Below are 18,906 nucleotides of genomic sequence, written 5' to 3' on the forward strand. Positions count from 1 at the left end.
TGCGGCGCGCTCGTCGCGTATGACCCGTACGTACACGTACGTAACCGTCATCTGGGACATACGCGGTGCCCGCCTGCTCCTCACCCGGAGCGGAGACCCTCAACCATTAAGACTTAAGGGGTAAAACAAAGTGGCAGCGGAGATCGTCAATCCTCGCAGCGACAGCAGTACGGATCAGGAAGGCGGGGCCGAGCCCCTCGATTCCTTCGACCCGGCGTTCGCGCTGCACCGCGGCGGCAAGATGGCCGTGCAGGCCACGGTGCCCGTCCGTGACAAGGGCGACCTGTCCCTGGCGTACACGCCCGGTGTCGCGAAGGTCTGCACGGCCATCGCGGAGCAGCCGGAACTCGTCCACGACTACACGTGGAAGTCGTCCGTGGTCGCCGTCGTGACCGACGGCACCGCCGTGCTCGGGCTCGGTGACATCGGGCCCGAGGCCTCCCTCCCCGTGATGGAGGGCAAGGCGATCCTGTTCAAGCAGTTCGGCGGGGTCGACGCCGTGCCGATCGCGCTCGCCTGCACCGGTGTCGACGAGATCGTCGAGACCGTGGTGCGGCTCGCGCCGTCCTTCGGCGGCGTGAACCTGGAGGACATCTCGGCGCCCCGGTGCTTCGAGATCGAGCGGCAGCTGCAGGAGCGGCTCGACATTCCCGTCTTCCACGACGACCAGCACGGCACGGCCGTCGTCACGCTGGCGGCCCTGCGCAACGCCGCGCGGCTGACCGGGCGCTCGCTCGGGCAGTTGAGGGCCGTCATCTCGGGCGCGGGTGCGGCCGGGGTCGCCATCGCCAAGTTCCTCCTTGAGGCGGGGCTCGGGGATGTCGCGGTCGCCGACCGCAAGGGGATCGTGTCGACGGACCGGGACGACCTGACGCCGGTCAAGCGGGAACTGGCCGCCATGACCAACAAGGCGGGGCTGTCCGGCTCGCTGGAGTCCGCGCTCGCCGGCGCCGACGTCTTCATCGGCGTTTCCGGCGGTACGGTGCCGGAGCCGGCCGTGGCGTCCATGGCCGAGGGCGCGTTCGTTTTCGCCATGGCGAACCCGGATCCCGAGGTGCATCCCGATGTCGCCCACAAGTACGCGGCGGTCGTCGCCACCGGGCGGTCGGACTTCCCGAACCAGATCAACAACGTGCTGGCGTTCCCCGGGATCTTCGCGGGGGCGCTTCAGGTGCGGGCCTCCCGGATCACCGAGGGGATGAAGATCGCTGCGGCGGAGGCGCTGGCTTCGGTCGTCGGGGACGACCTTGCCGCGGACTACGTGATCCCGTCGCCGTTCGACGAGCGGGTCGCTCCCGCCGTCACCGCGGCGGTCGCCGCGGCGGCGCGGGCTGAGGGTGTGGCTCGGCGGTAGGTCCGGCTTGTCCGGCTTGTCCGGCTTGTTCGGCTGTGCGTGAGGTTCGGGTCCTGTCCTGGTGGGCGGGGCCCGGATTTTTTTGTGCGTGGAGATTTTTTGCCCGGGGGTTCGGCTGGGTGGGTGGCGTTTGGGTGCTCCGGAGGGGTGTGGGCGGGTGCGACCAGCCCTGACCGGCCAGCAGGTGAAGGTTGCCCGGGGGACGCGTGTCACAGGGGGACCTGGTTCCGTCGGGAGGGCGGTGGAGCCTAGGGTCAGGGACATGTTCGCTGCCTACGCTGCTCGTATCGACCGGGACCAGCCCTTGAACGGCCTTGAGTTGGGGGAGCGGCCCGCTCCCGAGGCCCGGGACGGCTGGACGACCGTGAATGTCAGGGCCGCCTCCCTGAACCACCACGACCTCTGGTCGCTGCGTGGTGTGGGGCTCGCCGAGGACAAGCTGCCGATGATCCTCGGATGCGATGCCGCCGGCGTCGACGAGGACGGCAACGAGGTCGTACTGCACTCCGTCATCGGGCAGACGGGCCACGGGGTCGGCCCCAAGGAGCCGCGCTCCATCCTCACCGAGCGATACCAGGGCACCTTCGCCGAGCAGGTCTCCGTGCCCGCGTGGAACGTCCTGCCCAAGCCCAAGGAGCTCTCCTTCGAAGAGGCGGCCTGTCTGCCCACCGCGTGGCTGACCGCGTACCGCATGCTCTTCACCAACGCCGGTGTACGCCCCGGTGACTCGGTTCTCGTGCAGGGCGCCGGAGGCGGTGTCGCCACCGCCGCGATCGCGCTCGGGAAGGCGGCGGGGCTGCGGGTCTTCGCGACCAGCCGCGACGAGGCCAAGCGGAAGCGGGCCCTCGAACTGGGTGCCGTGGAGGCCGTGGAGTCCGGGGCGCGGCTGTCGCAGCGGGTGGACGCCGTCATCGAGACGGTCGGCGCCGCGACCTGGTCCCACTCGGTCAAGTCCCTCAAGCCCGGCGGCACCCTGGTCATCTCGGGCGCCACCAGCGGAGACCGCCCCTCGCACGCCGAACTGACCCGGATCTTCTTCCTCGAACTCAAGGTCGTCGGCTCCACGATGGGCACGAAGGACGAGCTGGAGGACCTGCTGTCCTTCTGCGCCGCCACCGGCGTCCGTCCCGTCATCGACGCGGTCCTTCCGCTGGACCGGGCTCGTGAGGGCTTCGAGCGGATGGAGTCCGGTGAGCTCTTCGGCAAGGTCGTTCTGAACACCCCCTGACGCCGTTCCGGGCCTGGGCGCGGGTCTTGCGCGCCCTTCGTCTCGCACACCCTTGGTCTCACGCACTCTTGGTCTCACACACCCTTGAGTGTCAACTTCGGTTGACATTCGAGGGTGTGTCAATCTAAGTTGACATCATGACCGAAGCAACGGATCTCGCCGAGCGCGCGGGCGACCGCGATCCGCGGATCGGGCTGCGGGCCGTCTCCGCGTTGCGGCGGCTGCTGGAGCAGCTCGAAGCGGTTCAGGTGCGCAGTGCGCGCAATCAGGGTTGGTCGTGGCAGGAGATCGCCGCGGAACTGGGTGTCAGCAGGCAGGCCGTGCACAAGAAGTACGGGAGGCAGTGATGTTCGAACGGTTCACCAAGGACGCCCGGGCGGTGGTGCTCGGCGCGGTCGAGCACGCCGAGCGGCTGCACGCGGAGACGGTCGAGGAGCAGCACGTACTGCTGGCCCTGCTCGACCGTGAGGCCAGCCGCGGGTCGTTCGCCCTCATGTCGCTGGGGCTCGCGGAGCGCAAGGAGTCCGTCGAGGAGGCACTGGCCGAGGCGCGGCGTCGCGGTGGGCTCTCCCGCGCCGACGCGGACGCGCTCTCCGGGCTGGGCATCGACGTCTCGGAGATCGTCTCCCGGGTCGAGGAAGCCCATGGAGAGGGCGCGCTGCGGGCCGGCGGGACGGGTGCCGGGCGGGGCAGGGGGTGGTGGTCCGGGTTCGTCGGAGGGCATCGTCCCTTCGCTCAGGGGGCCAAGGACCTTCTTACGGAGTCCCTGCGGATGGCTCTCGCCCAGCGGGACCGGTACATCGGCGACGAGCACCTTCTCCTCGCACTCGCCGCACGCCCCGGTGTCCCCGCGGAGGTCCTGGCCGACCACGGGGTGACATACGCGTCGCTGCGGCGGGTGCTGTACGGCGGGGGAGAGGCGAAGGCGGGCTGAGGGGGCTGCCGTCGGCCGCCGACCGCGGTGGTCCGGCGCGGGTCCACCGCGGTGGGTCCGCGCCGGCCTGTCGCGGTGGGCGGCCAGCGAGGTGGTCAGGCCCGGGCCAGGCCCGTCGTGGTCAGGCCAAGTCCATCGTGGTCAGGCCCGGCTCGGTCCGTCGTGGTGGGTCCGGCGCGGGCCCGTCGTGGGTGCCGGCGGCGGGCCGAGCCGGGGTCACCGCCGGCACCGACCGCCGGGGGACGCCCTGGAGTCGATGGGTGCCCCCGCCCCGGGCGCCCCGGTCGGCCTCCGCTCAGCCCCTGGGTGTCCGCAGCGCCGCCCCTATGTGTGCCGCCGCCGTCGACAAGTGGCGTCGGGCGTCGCGCAGTTGCTCCTCCGTCACCCCGTGGTCGCGGGCCGCGTCGCGGATGTCGTCGCGGAAGCGGTCCAGGAGGCGGTCGAGGTCGCGGGCGGGGTCGCCGGTGGAGTCCTCGTGGGCCCAGGAGGGTTCGTAATCGGCGGGGAAGTCCTCAGGGGTGACCGTGTAGTCGGGCTCCCCTGTCGCAGAGCCAGCGCCTGCCCCGGTGCCTGGTCCCGTCCCCGCCCCCTTTCCTGTTCCCGGGCGGCCGAAGCCGAAGTCCTTCCCGAACTCCTTGCCGAAGTCCTTTCCGAACTCGCCGAATTCCTTGGCCAGTTCGGTGATGCCCTCGCGCACGCCCGTCGGCCAGTCGCCCCGGGTGAAGTGGTCCTGGACCTGGTCCTGGACGCGCTTCGCGATGCGCTGGAGCTCATCCTGGGCCTGTGCCCGCGCCCGCTCCTGCGCCTCCTTTGCCTGGTGGCGTGCCCGCTGGGCATCCTCGCGGGCCCGCCGGCTCTCGTCCTTGGCACGCCGGGCCTGCTCCTTCCACTCCTGCTTGACGCGGCGCATCTCCTCCTTCGCGACGCGCCACGCCTCGTTGTCGCCGTAGTCCACGAAGTCCCCGTGGGCGCCCTCGTGTTCGGCGCGGTCCCCCTTGGCGCCCGCTCCCGTGGAACCCCGCCGTGCCTCGCTCGCCGCCGCCCGCATCTCCCGGCGCAGATCACCCGCCGCGCCGCGCACATCGGCACGGATCTCCGCGGCGAGCTCGGCGACCGACTCGCGGATCTCCAGCTCCAGATCGGCCAGTTCCCCGCTGCGGTCGGCCAGTTCGGCCCGGCCCGCGTCCGTGATCGCGTACACCTTGCGGCCGCCCTCGGTGGTGTGGGTGACCAGGCCCTCGGCCTCCAGCTTGGACAGCCGTGGGTACACGGTGCCGGCCGATGGTGCGTACAGCCCCTGGAAGCGCTCCTCCAGGAGGCGTATCACCTCGTAACCGTGGCGCGGTGCCTCGTCCAGGAGCTTCAGCAGGTAGAGCCGCAGGCGGCCATGGGCAAAGACGGGAGCCATGTCAGAGCCCCTTCTCGTGGGTCGGGTCGTCGGGGACGCCGGCGTCGGAATGCTCGGTGGGGCCGGAACGGGGGCTGGAGTCAGGGCCAGAGTCGGGACCGGAGCCCGAGGCCTCGCCGGAGGTGGGGGACTTGGCGGGACCGTCCGTCGGTGAGGCGCCCAGTCCGGCACCGACGTGACCGCCGGGCACCGTGTCCTCGGGCACCGCGCTGTGCCCCTTGCCGTGCTCGGACGCGGCCCCAACAGGAACCGCGTCCTCCGGCTCATCCTCCCCGAAGTCCGTCCCCTTCTTGAAATCCACTCCCTCGTCCCATGGTTCGTCCTCCGAAGGGGGCCGTCGCAGCAGGGCGATGGCGCCCGAGACGGTGGTCGCCTTCAGCCGGCCGTTCCCCGCGCCCAGCCTGCCCGTGATCTTCTTGGCGCCCCACTGGCCGCCGACCCTGAGGTCCTCGAAGGCGCTGGAGACCGTGCCGCTCGCCGAGTCCACCTGCACCTCCGCGTCGGCCGGATGTGGCAGGCGGATGGCGATCTCGCCCGAGATGCTGGTCAGGCTGATGTCGCTGGGCCGCCCCGCCGGGTCGAGATCGACGATCATGGAACCGCTGACCGACTCCACCCGCACGGAGGGGCTGGAGCCCTCGATGACGGTGAGGTCGCCCGAGACGGAGTTGATCCGGAGGTCGCCGGTGAGGGCCTGCGCCTCCACGTTCCCCGACACCGTGTCCGCGCGCACCGGGCCGGAGAGCCCCACGAGTGTCGTGTCGCCGGAGATGCCCTTCACCACCGCGCGCCCGTCGACACCGGAGATCACGGCGGTGGCACTGACCACGCCGACCTCGACGCGTGTACGCGCCGGAACGGTCAGGGAGACCACCGCGCTGCGGCGCCAGCCCTTGCGGTCGAGCCATTTGAGGAAGCCCTTCCATGGCATGTCCTCATAGGCGACCGTGAGCGTGCCGTTCTCCTGCGTCACCACCAGAGGTGGTCCCTCTATCGAGGACACTTCGAGCCGGGTGGAACCCTCGTCGACCCCCACGACGTTCACCGTTCCATTGGCGATGCGCACATGGAGAGCCGTCACCGATTCGTCGAACGTGAGCTTCTCGGGCTCTGTGACGAACCATTTGGACATGGTGCTGACCTCCTTGGCCGGGACGGGACACGACACGCCATATCGCGTCTTCCAATAGACACGATATATCGCGGATTCGCGAAGTCAAGGCACTCGTTCTGGTGATCCGGGGGGTATTGGTCACCACAAAACCCATCAATCTGGGCACGCCGCCTCCCAAGCCGGATGCTCCGCAGGCGCTTGCCAGGGTGGCGGCGGCCTGCCGCTCATCGCCGGGGCGTACACCGACACACCGGCGGCTGGACCGCGGCGGGGGGCGCTCCTGGTGGCGCATGGGGCGCTCGGACTGGCGTACGACTTCGTGCGTCTGTGCGACTGACCCGCGGCGGGCGCCGGAAGCCCGGGCCGGCCGGACAGTCGAGCAAGCTCGGGCGGCAGGGCAGGGCAGGGCAGGGCAGGGTCGGGGGCTCGGGCGGGAGGTCGAGGGAGCTCTTCGGGGAGGGCGAGCGGCCTCGCCGGAGGAGCTGAGCGAGCTCGCCGGGAAGGTCGGGCGGAGCCGCCGCGGACGTCGAACCGGCCAGTCAGCCCGCCAGGCCCCCGCGCCGAGCGGTCACGCGCGGCCAAGGCCGGTACAGTCCGCAGCCAATCCGCACCAGCCAGGCCCCCGCGCCGAGCGGTTACCCCCGGCCAGGCCGGACACGGTCCGCGGCCGACCCCGCACCAGCCAGGCGCCCGCAGTTGAGGGCCGGAGCCCCAGCCCCGCCCCTACTCCTCGTCCTCGTCCTCGTCGTCGTCCAGTCGGGCCAGCCAGGTCGCCAGTCGTTCCACCGGGACCTCGAAGTCTGGGTTGAGGTCGACGAACGTTCGCAGCTGCTCGGCGAGCCACTCGAAGGTGACCTCTTCCTGGCCGCGCCGCTTCTCCAGTTCCTCGATGCCGCGGTCGGTGAAGTACATGGGGTGTTCTCCTGCGTGCGTCCGTGTTCCGCCTCCGGTCACAGTTCACGGTCTGTGGACTGCGGACTGTGGTCTGTGAGCCGGTTTCCGGTCACAGCCTATGTACTGGCCGCCGGATCCGGTCGCCGGGAGCCGCCACCGACAGGTGGTCACCGATAAGTGCCCCTCGCACATGTCCCAGGTCGGGAGTTAGCCTTCTCCTCCCCTGCGGTAGGGGAGCTTCACAGTTGGCAAAGGGAAACCGGCAGCGAACGGACGGGGGCGCCGTGGGTGGAGGGATCGAACGGATACGGCTCGACGACGGGACCGTCGTATGGGCGAGGGTCGGTGCGGCGGACGAGGCCGCGCTGGACGGGGACGGATATCAGGACACCGGGGTCGGGGACCGGATCGTCGACATGGCGGGCGGACTGGCCGACGCGGTCGGTGGCGTCGTGCGCTCCCTGCGCGCCGGTCTGGACACCCCGGCACCCGTCGAGGTGGCCGTCAGCTTCGGCATCGAACTGTCGGCGCAGGCAGGCAGGATCGTAGGAGCCATCGCGGGAGGCGGTGGCCAGGCTTCCCTTTCCGTGTCCCTGACCTGGACCGAGCCCGCGGGGCAGGCGGGCGCGGCGGTTGCGGGGCAGGGAGACGGCGGCGACGGGCAGCCCGGACCCTCGGCCTCCGGCACCGGATGAGCGCCCTTGAGGAGATGGTGCGCCCCTCGCTCGCGCGCATCGTGGCCCCGGGCGACGGGTATGCACCGGACCGTGAGGAGTACTGGGGCAGCGGTTTCTTCATAGCACCCGGCTGGCTGCTGACCTGCGCCCATGTCGTGGGAAAGGGGGGAGCGGCCGTGTGGCGAAGTGGCAACGCCGTCGGCGTGACCTGGCAGGGCGGCAAGACCACCGGCGAGGTGGTGCTCGCCAAACCGCGGCCCGAGGAGCCCGACGGGGCCCGCGGCAGCTGGCGGTTCCCGGACATCGCGCTCGTCAGGGTGCGGGGCGCGGACGACGCGTCGTGCGTCTGGCTGAGCGACCGGGCCCCGACCATCCCCGCTCCGGTCAGCCTGCACGGCTGGTCGCGGCAGACCGGCGACCTCGGTATGCGGCACGGCATCGGAGAGGCGTCCGCCCTGGACGGCAAGGCGCTGCTCCTCACCGGCCAGACACCGGTCGAGGGAGTGTCGGGCGGGCCCGTGGTCGACCTGCGGCACGGCGCCGTCATCGGCATGAACAAGGGGCGCGGCCGGCACGAGGGGGCAGCCGTCCCCATCACCGCGCTGCGCGAGCTGTACGACGTGCGGGGCGGCGAGATCCTGCACACCGTCATGGGGGAGCACGACCTCCACCATCTCGGCCGCTTCAACGACCCGACGGCGGGCGCGGACTGGACCAGGACCCAGACCCGGCTCCGCGGCCCCGGTGCCCCCGGGCTCGCCCCCGGACTGCGCGTCCGTCTCTACGGCCACTTCGCCCATCTCCCGCCGCCCGGCGGCCCGGGCGAGGTCATGCACCTCGTCCACGAGGTCAAGTCCCGTGTGGTGCAGGAGGACTACCGCTCGCCCATCGAGCACGACCCGCGCACCTGGCGCGAGGGCGCCGGACTCCTGCACGGTCTGCGGGACCCGGGCGACCACGACCACGGCGGCAGACCCGAACTCGCCCTCGACGCCGTCCTGTTGTACGCGGCGAAGGTGGCCAGGCAGACCGCCCTCGACCACCCCGCCGACGTGGACCGCGACCGGCTGCGCGACTTCACCGCCTGGATCACCGAGCAGGCGACCCTCTACGCACGGCAGGCCATCCGCGAGGACATCGACGCCCTCCTGGACCGCCTGTCCGAGGAGACCCTCCGGACACCGGCGACCGTCGTCACCGTGGCAGGGCCGACGCCGACGAGGACGCCCGCCGGGACACCGGCCCGAGCCCGGGCCGACGTACTCGTCGACGTCGGGGAGCCCGTCTACGGAGAGCGGTATCCCCTGAGCGTCAAGCTTCTCTACGACGGCCAGGACGTCACCCCGCTCTACAGCAACGACCACGGGGTGCGCCGCGACGAACTGCGCCAGCACCTGAGGGAGCCGCTGGCGGAGGCCCTGCGCCTGGGCGACCGCGGCGAACACCTGGCCGCGGTCGAGGCGTTCCTGCCGCGCCGGCTGTTCGACGTGCCGCTCGACGACTGGCGGCTCGGCCCCGATGACGCCTGGGACGACGCCGACCTCTTCGACGAACAGTCCATGCCGCTCGGGCTGCGCAGGGTCGTCGTCATCCGGGACCGTCGGCGCAACGCCCGGCCGGCCAGCCCCGAATGGCGCCGGCGATGGGCGGGCGTGGCGAGCCGGCCGTTGTCCGCCGGGCCGTTGAGAGGTGAGGCGACGGCACAGGGGCACCCGGAGACGGGACGCCCGGAGGGCAGGATGGCCGCGTACGGGCGGCTCTCGGGCATGGACGACGCGTACGTTCCCGTCCACTGCGGTCCGGTCGGCAGCGGCCCAGGCCTCGACGCGATGGCGGCCGCGCTCGCCGCCGGGCACCCCCTGGTGCTGTGGCGCAGGGACGGCCACGACCATGAGGAATGCCGCGAGTTCCACTTGCGGGCCGGGCAGTTGCTCGGCCTGGCGGGCGGGGCCGAGGGTCTGCACCGGCAGGTGCGCGAGCTCCGGATCCGGGTGTCGGATCCCGACACGGCGGAGGGTCTCGTGGGCGACATCGCTGTACTGTTCGATCCGCCGGATCGTCCGCCACACGGAACGGAACCCATGCAACCGCCCCTCATGGCAGCCCCCGACACGTGAATCGACTCCCAACTCCCTTGCCTCGTACGGATGTTCGTTGACCGGATTCGACACCGGACGAACAGGAAGCTCGGCAGGCCCGGCGCACCGGCGGTAACGTCGTACATCGAACAGCCGGGACCCGCTGCATGATCACCAGAGCCGGGAGGAGCCCATGGTGAACGACTGGCGGATCTACCGCGGGGTGGGTCAGCCGCACGACGGTGTGCGGCAGTTACCCCCGCCGCCCCCTTGGCGGGACTTCGCGGCGGCACCCGACCGACCCGAGTCCGGCCCGGACGACCCCAGCAGCGCCCGCCGGCTCGGCGTACGGCGGCGCCTCGTGGAGAACTACGCGCCCCGGCCCGCCGAGGTCGACGCCGTCAACGCGGCCCTCTATCTGCGCCGCCCCCTCCTCGTCACCGGCAACCCGGGCACCGGCAAGTCCACCCTCGCCTACGCGGTGGCCCACGAGCTGGGCCTCGGCCGGGTACTGCGCTGGCCCGTCGTCAGCCGCACCACACTCCAGGACGGCCTGTACCGCTACGACGCCATCGGCCGCCTCCAGGACGTCCAGCTGGAGCGGGCCCAGGGCGCCACCGCGGCGCCCGCGGCAGCCCCGTCCGGCATCGGATCGTACGTACGACTCGGCCCCCTCGGCACCGCGCTGCTGCCCGCCGAGGTGCCCCGCGTCCTGCTGATCGACGAACTCGACAAGAGCGACCTCGACCTGCCCAACGACCTGCTGAACACGCTGGAGGAAGGCGAGTTCGCCATCCCCGAGCTGGAGCGCGTGGCCGACCGCGAACCCGTCGTCGAGGTGCTCACCCACGACGGCCGCCGCGTGCCGGTGCACGGCGGACGCGTCGCCTGCACCGCCTTCCCGCTCATCATCCTGACGTCCAACGGGGAGAGGGACTTCCCCGCTCCCCTGCTGCGCCGCTGCATCCAGCTGGAGCTCGAACCGCCCGGTGAGGAACAGCTCACCGCCATGGTCGAGGCACACCTCGGCGGCGAGAGCGTCGAGCAGGGCCGCGATCTCATCGACCGGTTCCTCGACCGGGAGCCCGGCGAGGTCGTCGCCGCGGACCAACTGCTCAACGCCCTCTTCCTCACCCAGCACACACCCCACGCGGAGCGCCTCACCCGCGAGCGGATCGCGGACCTGCTCATGCACCCACTCGACCGCTCGCGGTGAGCCGGATGCACGGGATGCATCTGGAGGACCTGATCGGCCGGCTGCGCCGGGGCGGTCTCGACCCGACCGCCGAAGAGGTGGCCGACGCCCTCTGGCTGTCCCGATGGCTCGACCCGGCGCCGCCCCGCGCCGGGCAGGACCGCGGACAGGCCGACCCGCCCGCCCCGCCGGAGAACGGGACCAACGGGACGGGGCCGACGATCCGCTCACCGGCGGACCACACCCCCGGAACCGGCAGGGAACCCGGTACGGACACCTCGCTCGGCGGCGCCGTCCCCCTGCACACGACGGGCGGCGGTGCCGGTCCGGGGACCGACGGCGCCCGGCAGGTCTTCCCGGTGCGCGCCCCGGCGGCCACCGCGCTGCCGGGCCTGCTGGGCCTCGAACAGGCGCTGCGCGCCCTGGGCCGCTACCGGGGACCCGCCGCCCCGCCCCGGGACGGGGCGATCGACGAGGAGGCGACCGCCGACCACGCGGCCGCCAGCGGGGTCCTGGTGCCCGTCCGCCGCCCGGGCCGCCGACGGCGCTGCGACATCCAGCTCCTGATGGACACCGGCCCCGCGATGGCTGTCTGGGGGCAACTGGTCGAGGAACTGCGCCAGGCCTGCCAGCAGTCGGGGGCCTTCGGCAGCGTCCGGGTCCACCACCTGTACGCGGGCGACGGCGGCATCCCGCTCATCGGCACCACCGCCGGGCCCCGCCACCAGACCCGGCTGCGCTCGGCCGACGAGTTCCACGATCCCACGGGCCGCTGGCTCACCCTCGTCATCAGTGACTGCGTGGGACCCCTGTGGCAGAACGGCAGCGCACAGCGGCTGCTGCACGGCTGGCCCCGCACCTCACCGCTCGCCGTCGTCCAGCCGCTGCCGCCCCGGCTCTGGGGCCGCACCGCGCTGCCCGCCGAACCGGGGCTCCTGGTCAGGCAGGCGGAGACCGGCGGACGCACCACCTTCCTGCCCGACGAGGAACCCTGGGACGAGCCCGCCGCCGGAGCCCGCCCCGTGCCGGTGCTCCAGCCGACGCCCGAGGCCTTCGAGGCCTTCTCCCGACTCCTGTCCGGCACCGGCCCCACCAGCGAACGGGCCTGGGCCGCCTGGACCACCCCCGCCCCCGCCCCGGCGCAGAACGTGCCCGCCCAGCCCCCCGCCCCGCGCGGCGACGACGAACTCCTGCGTGCCTTCCGGGCCGGCGCCTCGCCCGGCGCGGTCCGCCTGGCCGTGTACCTCGCCGCGGCCCCGCTCACCCTGCCCGTCATGCAACTCGTCCAGCGGGCCATGCTCCCGGACACCGGACCCATGGAACTGGCCGAAGTCCTCCTGGGCGGCCTGCTCAGGCAACTGCCCGGCACCGAACGGCAGCCCTGCTTCGTCTACCCGGGCCGCGTCCAGGACCTGCTGCTCGGCTCACTCGACCAGGACACCGCCGGACTGGTCCTCAAACACTGCTCCGCCTATGTGGAACGCCACTTCGGCAAGGGCACCCGCAACTTCGCCGCGTTCGCCTCGGCCCGTCTCGCCGACCACGACACGACCGTCACCGCGACCGGCGTCACCGAAGGCGAGGGACTTGAGGACGACCGCGGCGACGTCGAGGCCGAACTCTTCGCCCGCATCCCGGCCCGCGTCCTGCGCTTCTACCTGCCCGACCTGGAGACCCCCGTCCCTCTCGCCGAGGCCGAGCGGCTCCTCGGCCAGTGGCAGGCCCTGGCCGACCCGACCGTCCTGCGCCGCGCGAAGGAACAGGCCGAAGCAGCCGTACGCCAGGACGGCGCCGCCCTCCCCGACGCCGTACGTGCCCATGTGCTCCTCGGCCGGATCCTGCGGGCGGAGGCCGGCACCGCGGCCGCACGCACCGGCGACCGCCGTACGGAGCTCCTGAACGCCGCCGTCGCCGAGTTCGACCGCGCACACCGCACGGCACCGGCCGACAGCTCCCACCGCAGCGAGGCGGCACTGGAACTCGCCGCGTCCCGGCACGAGTTGTGGCGCCTCACCGCGGACACCGCACAGCTCACCGCCGCACTCGGCGTTCTCGGCGGCCCCGACGTCCCGCCGGACCCGGACGGCCCCTGGCCCCAACCCCTGCGCCGGGCGCGGCTGCTGCGCCGCGGTCGGCTGCTGCTCGACCTGGACCGGCCCGGCGAGGCGGTCGCCGAACTCCGCGAAGGATGCGCCCTGTTGGACGGCGAGGGCGCCCCCGACGCCGTACGCGGCCCGGCCCTGCTGGATCTCGCCCGCGCCCTGCACGCTTCCGGGGCCGACGGAACCGAGGCCCACGACGCCCTCGTACGCGCCGAACGCGCCGCGGCCGACGACCCGGCCCTGCGCCTGTCCTGCCTGGCCGCCCGGGCAGCCTTCCACGACTCGGAGGGCGACCACCCGGCGGCCGACGAGGCGTACGAGACGGCAGCCATGCTCGCCCCGCCGGACAGTGTCCGGCGCTGCGAACTCCTCACCGCCTGGGGCGAGTCACTGCTCCGGCGTGCCTCCCGGCCGGACGGCGCCGGCATCGTCGACCGGACCGAGAACGTCCTGCGCGAGGCACTCAAGGCCCTGCCCGCCCGGTCCGCCCAGCGCGGCAGACTCCAGGGGCTCATCGGGAGCGCGCTGGCACAGCGGTTCCGGCATCTGGGCTTCCTGCCGGACCTGTACGAGAGCCGGCACCTGCTCGGGCAGACGGTCAGGTCCGCCGCCCCCGACGGCGTACAGGCCGAGTCCTGGCTCCAGTTGGGGCGGGTGCGCCTGGAACTGTGGCGTCGCGCCGGGGCGCCCGTCCTGGCCGACGCGCTCCAGGCGTACGAGGCCGCGCGGCGCGAGGCGGACCGGGCCCACGGCGACGATCCCGGCTCGGTGACGGCCGCCCGCGCGCTGCACGGCCGCGCCGCGGTCCTCGCCCTCATGGGACGCCCCGCCGCGGCCGGCGAGGCCTACCGGGCGGCCCGCGACCAGTGGCAGCGGCTCGTCGGAGTACTCACCGAAGTCGACTGGGACGACGTCGAGTCGACCCGCGGAGCGGCGGAGGAACTCGCCGCGCGACCGGCTCCGCCGAGCGGGCGCCGGCCGCTGCCGGACGACGAGTGGGGACGTGCCTCGCCGCCCTGGTACCCCTGGTCCGAGGGGTGGCTCAACCGCTCGGCGCATGACCGGAGTTGATCGGTAAGGGTTTCTGATTCCCACGCGTCGGGAAGAACTGGGCAGCCGTTGCGGCCGTGCGGGGCGGGCGTCGGCAGGGAGGAGCCGAGGGTGGGGGAGCAGAGGAATCGGGCGGCCGACCCTGGCCGGGACACCGGACGGACGGTGGCCCTGCCCGACCTCACCGACGTCGACCTGCGGACATTGCGTGCCATGGATGATCCGGGGCTTGCCGCGGCTGTTGATCAGGTGCTGGACAACTCGCGCGAGTCCGGGGAGGTCTGGCACACGACGAGTGATCCGGCTCATGTGCGAAGAGAGCTCGCCGCGCGTTCGTTTTCGGTCGGATGCGCGGAGTCCGCACGGGGTGGGGCAAGGCTGGGATGACTCCGTCGTCCGTCACCTCCGAGGTCTTCGCGGAGTTGGCGAGGACCCAGCCCTCGCCGGCCGGTACGGCGGCACTGCGTGCCGGACTCCACGCGCGTCGACTGCTGCTTCTCAAGTCGCTGCTCGTCCTGGTCGAACGGCGAAGCACCCTGCTGTCACCAGCCGTGCGCCAACGCTTCAAGAGCGACTGGACACTGCTCGAACGTGCGGAGCGCACCGATGCCGCGGCGGTCCGTGACGTCGTCGACTACCCGATGACCGGGGCCTGGCTCTCCGCGGCGCTCGCAGCGCCCGACGGCCCCGCCTTCGAAAGGCATCTGGCTCACCTGGGCGGTGTCGCCGTCGCCGCCGCCGTCCGCGCGGGGTGCCGGGTCGGTGGCACGCTGACACTGCCGACGGGCACCTTGACGCTGCCTGGCCTCGGCATGCTCCGCTGCCTGTCGGGCAGCGCCCGCCTGAGTGGTCACGCCGGGCTGGTACGGATCACGGACGGCGCGGGCCACGGAGTGGAACTGCTGAGCCTCGCGGCCAGGAACCGGCCGGGTACACCGCGCCCGCTCGGTGGCGGGCCGGGCTGGACCGCGTTGCGCGTACTGCCCGGCAGCGCGGTCGTACTTGACGACCTGGACCCCTACCGGGTGCTGCCGCGCGGGATCGGCCCCGCGGCGTTACCCGCGGCCGAGCGGCCGCTCTCCGCCCACAGGCTCTGGGCGCAGCGCTGGCGCGAGGCTCATGAGCTGCTCTCGGCGACCCACCCCGGGCGTGCTGCCGAGACCATGGCGGTGCTGCGCGCCGTGGTGCCCCTGGCACTGTCGGAAAGCACCGGCGGGGCCGCGATGAGCGCCACACTCCGGGCCGCTCCCGGCGCCGTACTCGCTCAATTGCCCGCTGACGCACCGCAGTTGACGGAGATCCTGGTGCACGAGGCCCATCACAACAAGCTGGCCTCCCTCCATGAACTCATACCCCTGTTCCATCCGGAGGGGGGCACTCTGCACCGCGTGGGATGGCGGCCGGACCCGCGCCCCGTCCCGGGGGTTCTTCAGGGGGCGTACGCGCATCTGGCTCTCACCGATCTCTGGTGGCGGGCGTGGAACGGGCCCGCTACTCCCAAAGAGTGGCGGCAGCGGGCCGCGGAGCAGTTCGAGTCGTATCGCGGGAGAGTCAGCGAGGCCTTGTCCATCCTGCTTGAATCCGATGAACTGACCTTTGCGGGAGGGGAGTTCGCCCGGGAGATGGGCAGGCATCATGCGAGTCTCGGCGTGGCGGCCCGGATCCGCAGGTGACACTGGGTGCAAGATCGGTCGCGTTCGGCACGTGAATGAGTGCGGCACAGCGGGAGCAGGGAGCTTGGGATGGCGGAACAGCGGCGGTCGGGCGGGGAGAGCGCGGCAGACCGCGGCTCAGCGGCACCGGAGCACTTCCTGGTGGTCTTCCCGGGCTACCACCGCTCGTGGGCGGCGTGGATCGCGCAGTGCCTGGAACGGCACGGCAACCGGGCCACCCAGCAGCGCTGGGACCCGCCTCGTGAGGTCCCGCTAGAGGACTCGCTCGGTGACCTGCTGCTGTCCAGCGGACGCGTACTTCTCGTCCTCAACGACTGGTTCTTCGAGCTCGGCCCGCGCCCCGCGGGCGAGTGGAACGACGCCCTGCGCGGCTTCGTCGCCGCGCACGCGGACCGCTTCGCCGCCGTCAACCTCACGAACCGACCGCTGCTTCCGGCCACCGCGGTCCTCGAACCGGCCAGCATGTGGGGCCTGAGCGAGGAGGCGGCCGAGGAACGTCTGCTGAGCCGCCTCGGCCTGGAGCGGCGTCGCACCACGAGGGCGGCACCCACCCGGCTCCGCTACCCGGAGACACGTGCCGAGATCTGGGGAGAGGTCCCGCGCCGCAACCCGCGGTTCACGGGCCGCGACGATCTCCTCGCCAGCCTCCACCAACGTCTCGCCGACGCCGAGCGCGGCGCCGCCGCCTGCACACTGCTCGGCATGTCCGGGATCGGCAAGACCCAGCTGGCCGCCGAGTACGCCCACCGCTTCAGCCCCGACTACGACATGGTGTGGTGGATCAACTCCGACGACCGCAACATCCAGCGTGACCGCTTCGGTGAACTCGCCGTGGAACTCGGTCTGCGCAGCGGCAGCGAGCCGGGCGAGCGCATCCGCGCCGTGCGGGACGCCCTGCGGCGCGGGGAGCCGCACTCCCGCTGGCTTCTGATCTTCGACGGCTGGGACGACACCGACGACATCGAGGCGCTGCTCCCGCAGGGACCCGGGCACGTACTGGTCACCTCCCGCAACCGCGGCTGGAGCGAGCACACGGAAATCCTGGAGATCCCCGCCTTCCTGCGCGCGGAATCCACCGGCTACCTCATGCGCCGCGCCCCGCACATCACCGCGGACGAGGCCGACGAGGTGGCCGTCGAGTTCGGCGACGTACCGCTGCCGCTAGTACAGGCCGCCTCCTGGCTCGGCGAGTCCGGCATGGAGGTGCCCGAGTATCTGCGGATGGTCCGCGAACGCAAGCTGTCGACCGTCGACGAACCCGCCACCGGCGAGGGTTTCCCGCAGTCGTCCATGACCTCCTGGTCGATACTGCTCAACCGGCTGCGCCGTTCACAGCCACAGGCCATCGACGTACTGAGCCTGTGTACGTCGTTCGCACCCGGACGCATCCCGCTCGGCCTCATCCGCGCCTACCCACAGGCCGATCTCCCCGAGGAACTGCGCTGGATGGCCACCGACCTGCCCGCCTGGACCCGGGCCCTGGACACGCTGGTCAACTACTCGGTGCTCACCCGCGAGACCCGCGGCCCCGCCGGTGCGGAGATGGGCCCGCACCAGGAGTCCGTGCACATGCACCGTCTGGTCCACGACATCGTTTCCAAACTGGCCAGTGAAGACAGCCGCGCCACCCACCGTAGGGCCGTCCGTACCCTCCTCGCGGAGGCCGACCCGGGCAACCCCGTGGACAGCAGGAACTGGCCTCGCTACGCGGAGTTGCTTCCACACCTGGAACCGTCCGGCGCGCTGGGCAGCACCACGCCCCGGGTCCAGGAGGCCGTCCTCAACTGCCTGCGCTACTGCCTGCGCAGCGGGGAGTTCAAGGCCGGACTGGATCTGGCTCAGCGGATCCACGACCGCTGGGACCGCGCCATGGACCGGCTCGCCCAGCCCATGCTCGACCTGATCAACCAGGAGGGCCACATCCTGCGGGCCGGCGGCAGGTTCCGCGACGCCTACGAACTGGACCGTGGCGTACTGGAGAAGCTGCAGACCGCGCCGCAGCGCAACGAACTCGGCGAGCTGACCGCGAAGGGCGCTGTGGCCACGAGTCTGCGCCACCTCGGCCGGTACGAGGAGGCGTACGAGCTGCAGCGGGAGGTCCTCGACGGTATCGGTCGGCTGCTCGGCCAGGACGAGCTGCCCACCCTCGTCGCCCGGCACAACCTCGGCGTCGGGCTCCGGCTCCTCGGCAGGTACACGGACGCGTACGAACTCGACCTGGAGACCCTCGCCAGGCGTGAGAGCGTCCTGCGCGCCCGGCACATCAACACCCTCAGCTCGGGCAACGCGGTCACCCACAGTCTGCGTCTCCTCGGCCGCTACCGTGACGCGCTCGCACGCCAGGAGCCGGTCGTCAGGCTGCACGTGCAGGTGCTCGGCGCACAGCATCCGCAGACCCTGGAGGCACGAGCCCAACTGACCATGTGCCGCCGCCGCGAGGGCGGCCACACACAGGACGTCGGGCCCTCGATGACCAGCCTCCTGGAACAGATGGTGCAGTTGAACGGCCGGGAGCACCACCGCACGCTGTCCTTCCTCACGAACTACGGCAACTTCCTGCGGGAGCACGGCGACCTGAGCCAGGCACGCGATCTGATCGCGGAGGCGGAGGCCGGCTACCGGGCCCTCCTCGGCCCCGCACACCCCGTCGCGACCGGCATGCTCACCAACACCGGCCTGGTCATGCAGGCAGCCGGCGAACGCGCCGAGGCCATGTCGATGTTCGAGTCCGCGATGGCCGGTCTCACCGCCACGCTCGGCCCCGACCACCCCTGGGTGCTGGGCTGCGCGCTGAACGCCGCGAGCGCGCGCAACTTCAACGGCCGTATCTCCGACGCCGTCGACCTGAGCCGCGACACCCTGCGCCGGGCCCGGCACTCGCTGGGGGAGGAGCACCCGCTCACCCTCTCCTGCCAGGTGGCGCTCTCCGCGGACCTGCGTGCGGCACGTGAGCAGGAGGAGGCCGGGAAGCTGGAGGAGGACGGCCTGCTCTCACTCACCCGCACCCTGGGCGCCCAGCACCCGCACACCATCTCGGCCCGCCAGCGCACCCGGCCCTACTGGGACTTCGAGCCCTACCTGGGCTGACGAACACCCGGCCGGCGTCACCCCGCCGCGCCGGACAAGCGGAAAGGCCCGGCCCCGAGTCCTGAGACTCGGGGCCGGGCCCTTGTTCGCGTACGTGCTGAACGACGCGTTC

Annotated in this window: 13 protein-coding genes; 10 read left to right on the forward strand and 3 right to left on the reverse strand. The window is 72.2% G+C overall.

The window, feature by feature from the left end; all coding sequences use genetic code 11:
* Window positions 1-130: 130 nt before the first annotated feature.
* The 4 genes from ACH4YP_RS08165 (at window position 131) to ACH4YP_RS08180 (ending at window position 3,516) form a co-directional block, all read left to right on the forward strand.
* The gene (locus ACH4YP_RS08165; RefSeq protein WP_398489863.1) at window positions 131-1,354 is read left to right on the forward strand and encodes an NADP-dependent malic enzyme; all 1,224 of its coding nucleotides are present in this window, start codon (window positions 131-133) and stop codon (window positions 1,352-1,354) included.
* A gap of 262 nt (window positions 1,355-1,616) precedes the next feature.
* Window positions 1,617-2,582, forward strand: a complete 966-nt coding sequence (locus ACH4YP_RS08170) for a zinc-binding dehydrogenase (protein ID WP_361068591.1) — start codon at window positions 1,617-1,619, stop codon at window positions 2,580-2,582.
* Between the two features lie 137 nt (window positions 2,583-2,719).
* Complete coding sequence (locus ACH4YP_RS08175; RefSeq protein ID WP_010984411.1) at window positions 2,720-2,929, forward strand: helix-turn-helix domain-containing protein; 210 nt, start codon at window positions 2,720-2,722, stop codon at window positions 2,927-2,929.
* Entirely contained in the window at window positions 2,929-3,516 is a 588-nt protein-coding gene (locus ACH4YP_RS08180) for a Clp protease N-terminal domain-containing protein (RefSeq protein ID WP_361068587.1), read from the forward strand. Before ACH4YP_RS08175 ends, ACH4YP_RS08180 begins: the two co-directional genes overlap by 1 nt.
* 295 nt (window positions 3,517-3,811) lie before the next feature.
* On the opposite strand, the gene ACH4YP_RS08185 is transcribed toward ACH4YP_RS08180, so the two are convergent.
* From ACH4YP_RS08185 to ACH4YP_RS08195, 3 genes are all read right to left on the reverse strand, one after another.
* Entirely contained in the window at window positions 3,812-4,924 is a 1,113-nt protein-coding gene (locus ACH4YP_RS08185; RefSeq protein WP_361068584.1) for a helix-turn-helix transcriptional regulator, read from the reverse strand.
* 1 nt (window position 4,925) lies between these two features.
* The gene (locus tag ACH4YP_RS08190; protein WP_398489865.1) at window positions 4,926-6,056 is read right to left on the reverse strand and encodes a DUF4097 family beta strand repeat-containing protein; all 1,131 of its coding nucleotides are present in this window, start codon (window positions 6,054-6,056) and stop codon (window positions 4,926-4,928) included.
* 705 nt (window positions 6,057-6,761) lie between these two features.
* Window positions 6,762-6,950 carry a DUF6104 family protein gene (locus ACH4YP_RS08195; RefSeq protein WP_398489867.1) on the reverse strand — a complete coding sequence of 63 codons (189 nt, stop codon included), beginning with the start codon at window positions 6,948-6,950 and terminating at the stop codon, window positions 6,762-6,764.
* Window positions 6,951-7,216: 266 nt separating this feature from the next.
* Here ACH4YP_RS08195 and ACH4YP_RS08200 point away from each other — a divergent pair, with 266 nt between their 5' ends.
* The 6 genes from ACH4YP_RS08200 to fxsT all read left to right on the forward strand — a co-directional run bounded on the left by ACH4YP_RS08200 (window position 7,217) and on the right by fxsT (window position 18,794).
* Window positions 7,217-7,627 (forward strand): CU044_2847 family protein, encoded by a 411-nt coding sequence (locus ACH4YP_RS08200; protein ID WP_398489869.1) that lies wholly within the window; start codon window positions 7,217-7,219, stop codon window positions 7,625-7,627.
* On the forward strand, window positions 7,624-9,726 hold the full coding sequence (locus ACH4YP_RS08205; protein WP_398489871.1) for a trypsin-like peptidase domain-containing protein: 2,103 nt from the start codon (window positions 7,624-7,626) through the stop codon (window positions 9,724-9,726). The genes ACH4YP_RS08200 and ACH4YP_RS08205 overlap by 4 nt, the downstream gene beginning before the upstream one ends.
* A 157-nt stretch (window positions 9,727-9,883) precedes the next feature.
* Window positions 9,884-10,903 (forward strand): MoxR family ATPase, encoded by a 1,020-nt coding sequence (locus ACH4YP_RS08210; protein ID WP_055618113.1) that lies wholly within the window; start codon window positions 9,884-9,886, stop codon window positions 10,901-10,903.
* A 5-nt stretch (window positions 10,904-10,908) separates the two neighbouring features.
* Entirely contained in the window at window positions 10,909-14,055 is a 3,147-nt protein-coding gene (locus ACH4YP_RS08215; protein ID WP_398489873.1) for an SAV_2336 N-terminal domain-related protein, read from the forward strand.
* Window positions 14,056-14,417: 362 nt separating this feature from the next.
* Window positions 14,418-15,707: an aKG-HExxH-type peptide beta-hydroxylase gene (locus tag ACH4YP_RS08220; RefSeq protein WP_398489875.1), complete on the forward strand. Its 1,290-nt coding sequence runs from the start codon at window positions 14,418-14,420 to the stop codon at window positions 15,705-15,707.
* 69 nt (window positions 15,708-15,776) lie between these two features.
* Window positions 15,777-18,794, forward strand: coding sequence for an FxSxx-COOH system tetratricopeptide repeat protein (gene fxsT, locus ACH4YP_RS08225; protein ID WP_398489877.1), 3,018 nt, complete (start codon window positions 15,777-15,779; stop codon window positions 18,792-18,794).
* Window positions 18,795-18,906 lie beyond the last annotated feature (112 nt).

Origin of the sequence: Streptomyces sp. NPDC020747, from assembly GCF_044334695.1 — a bacterium.
Taxonomy (GTDB): domain Bacteria; phylum Actinomycetota; class Actinomycetes; order Streptomycetales; family Streptomycetaceae; genus Streptomyces.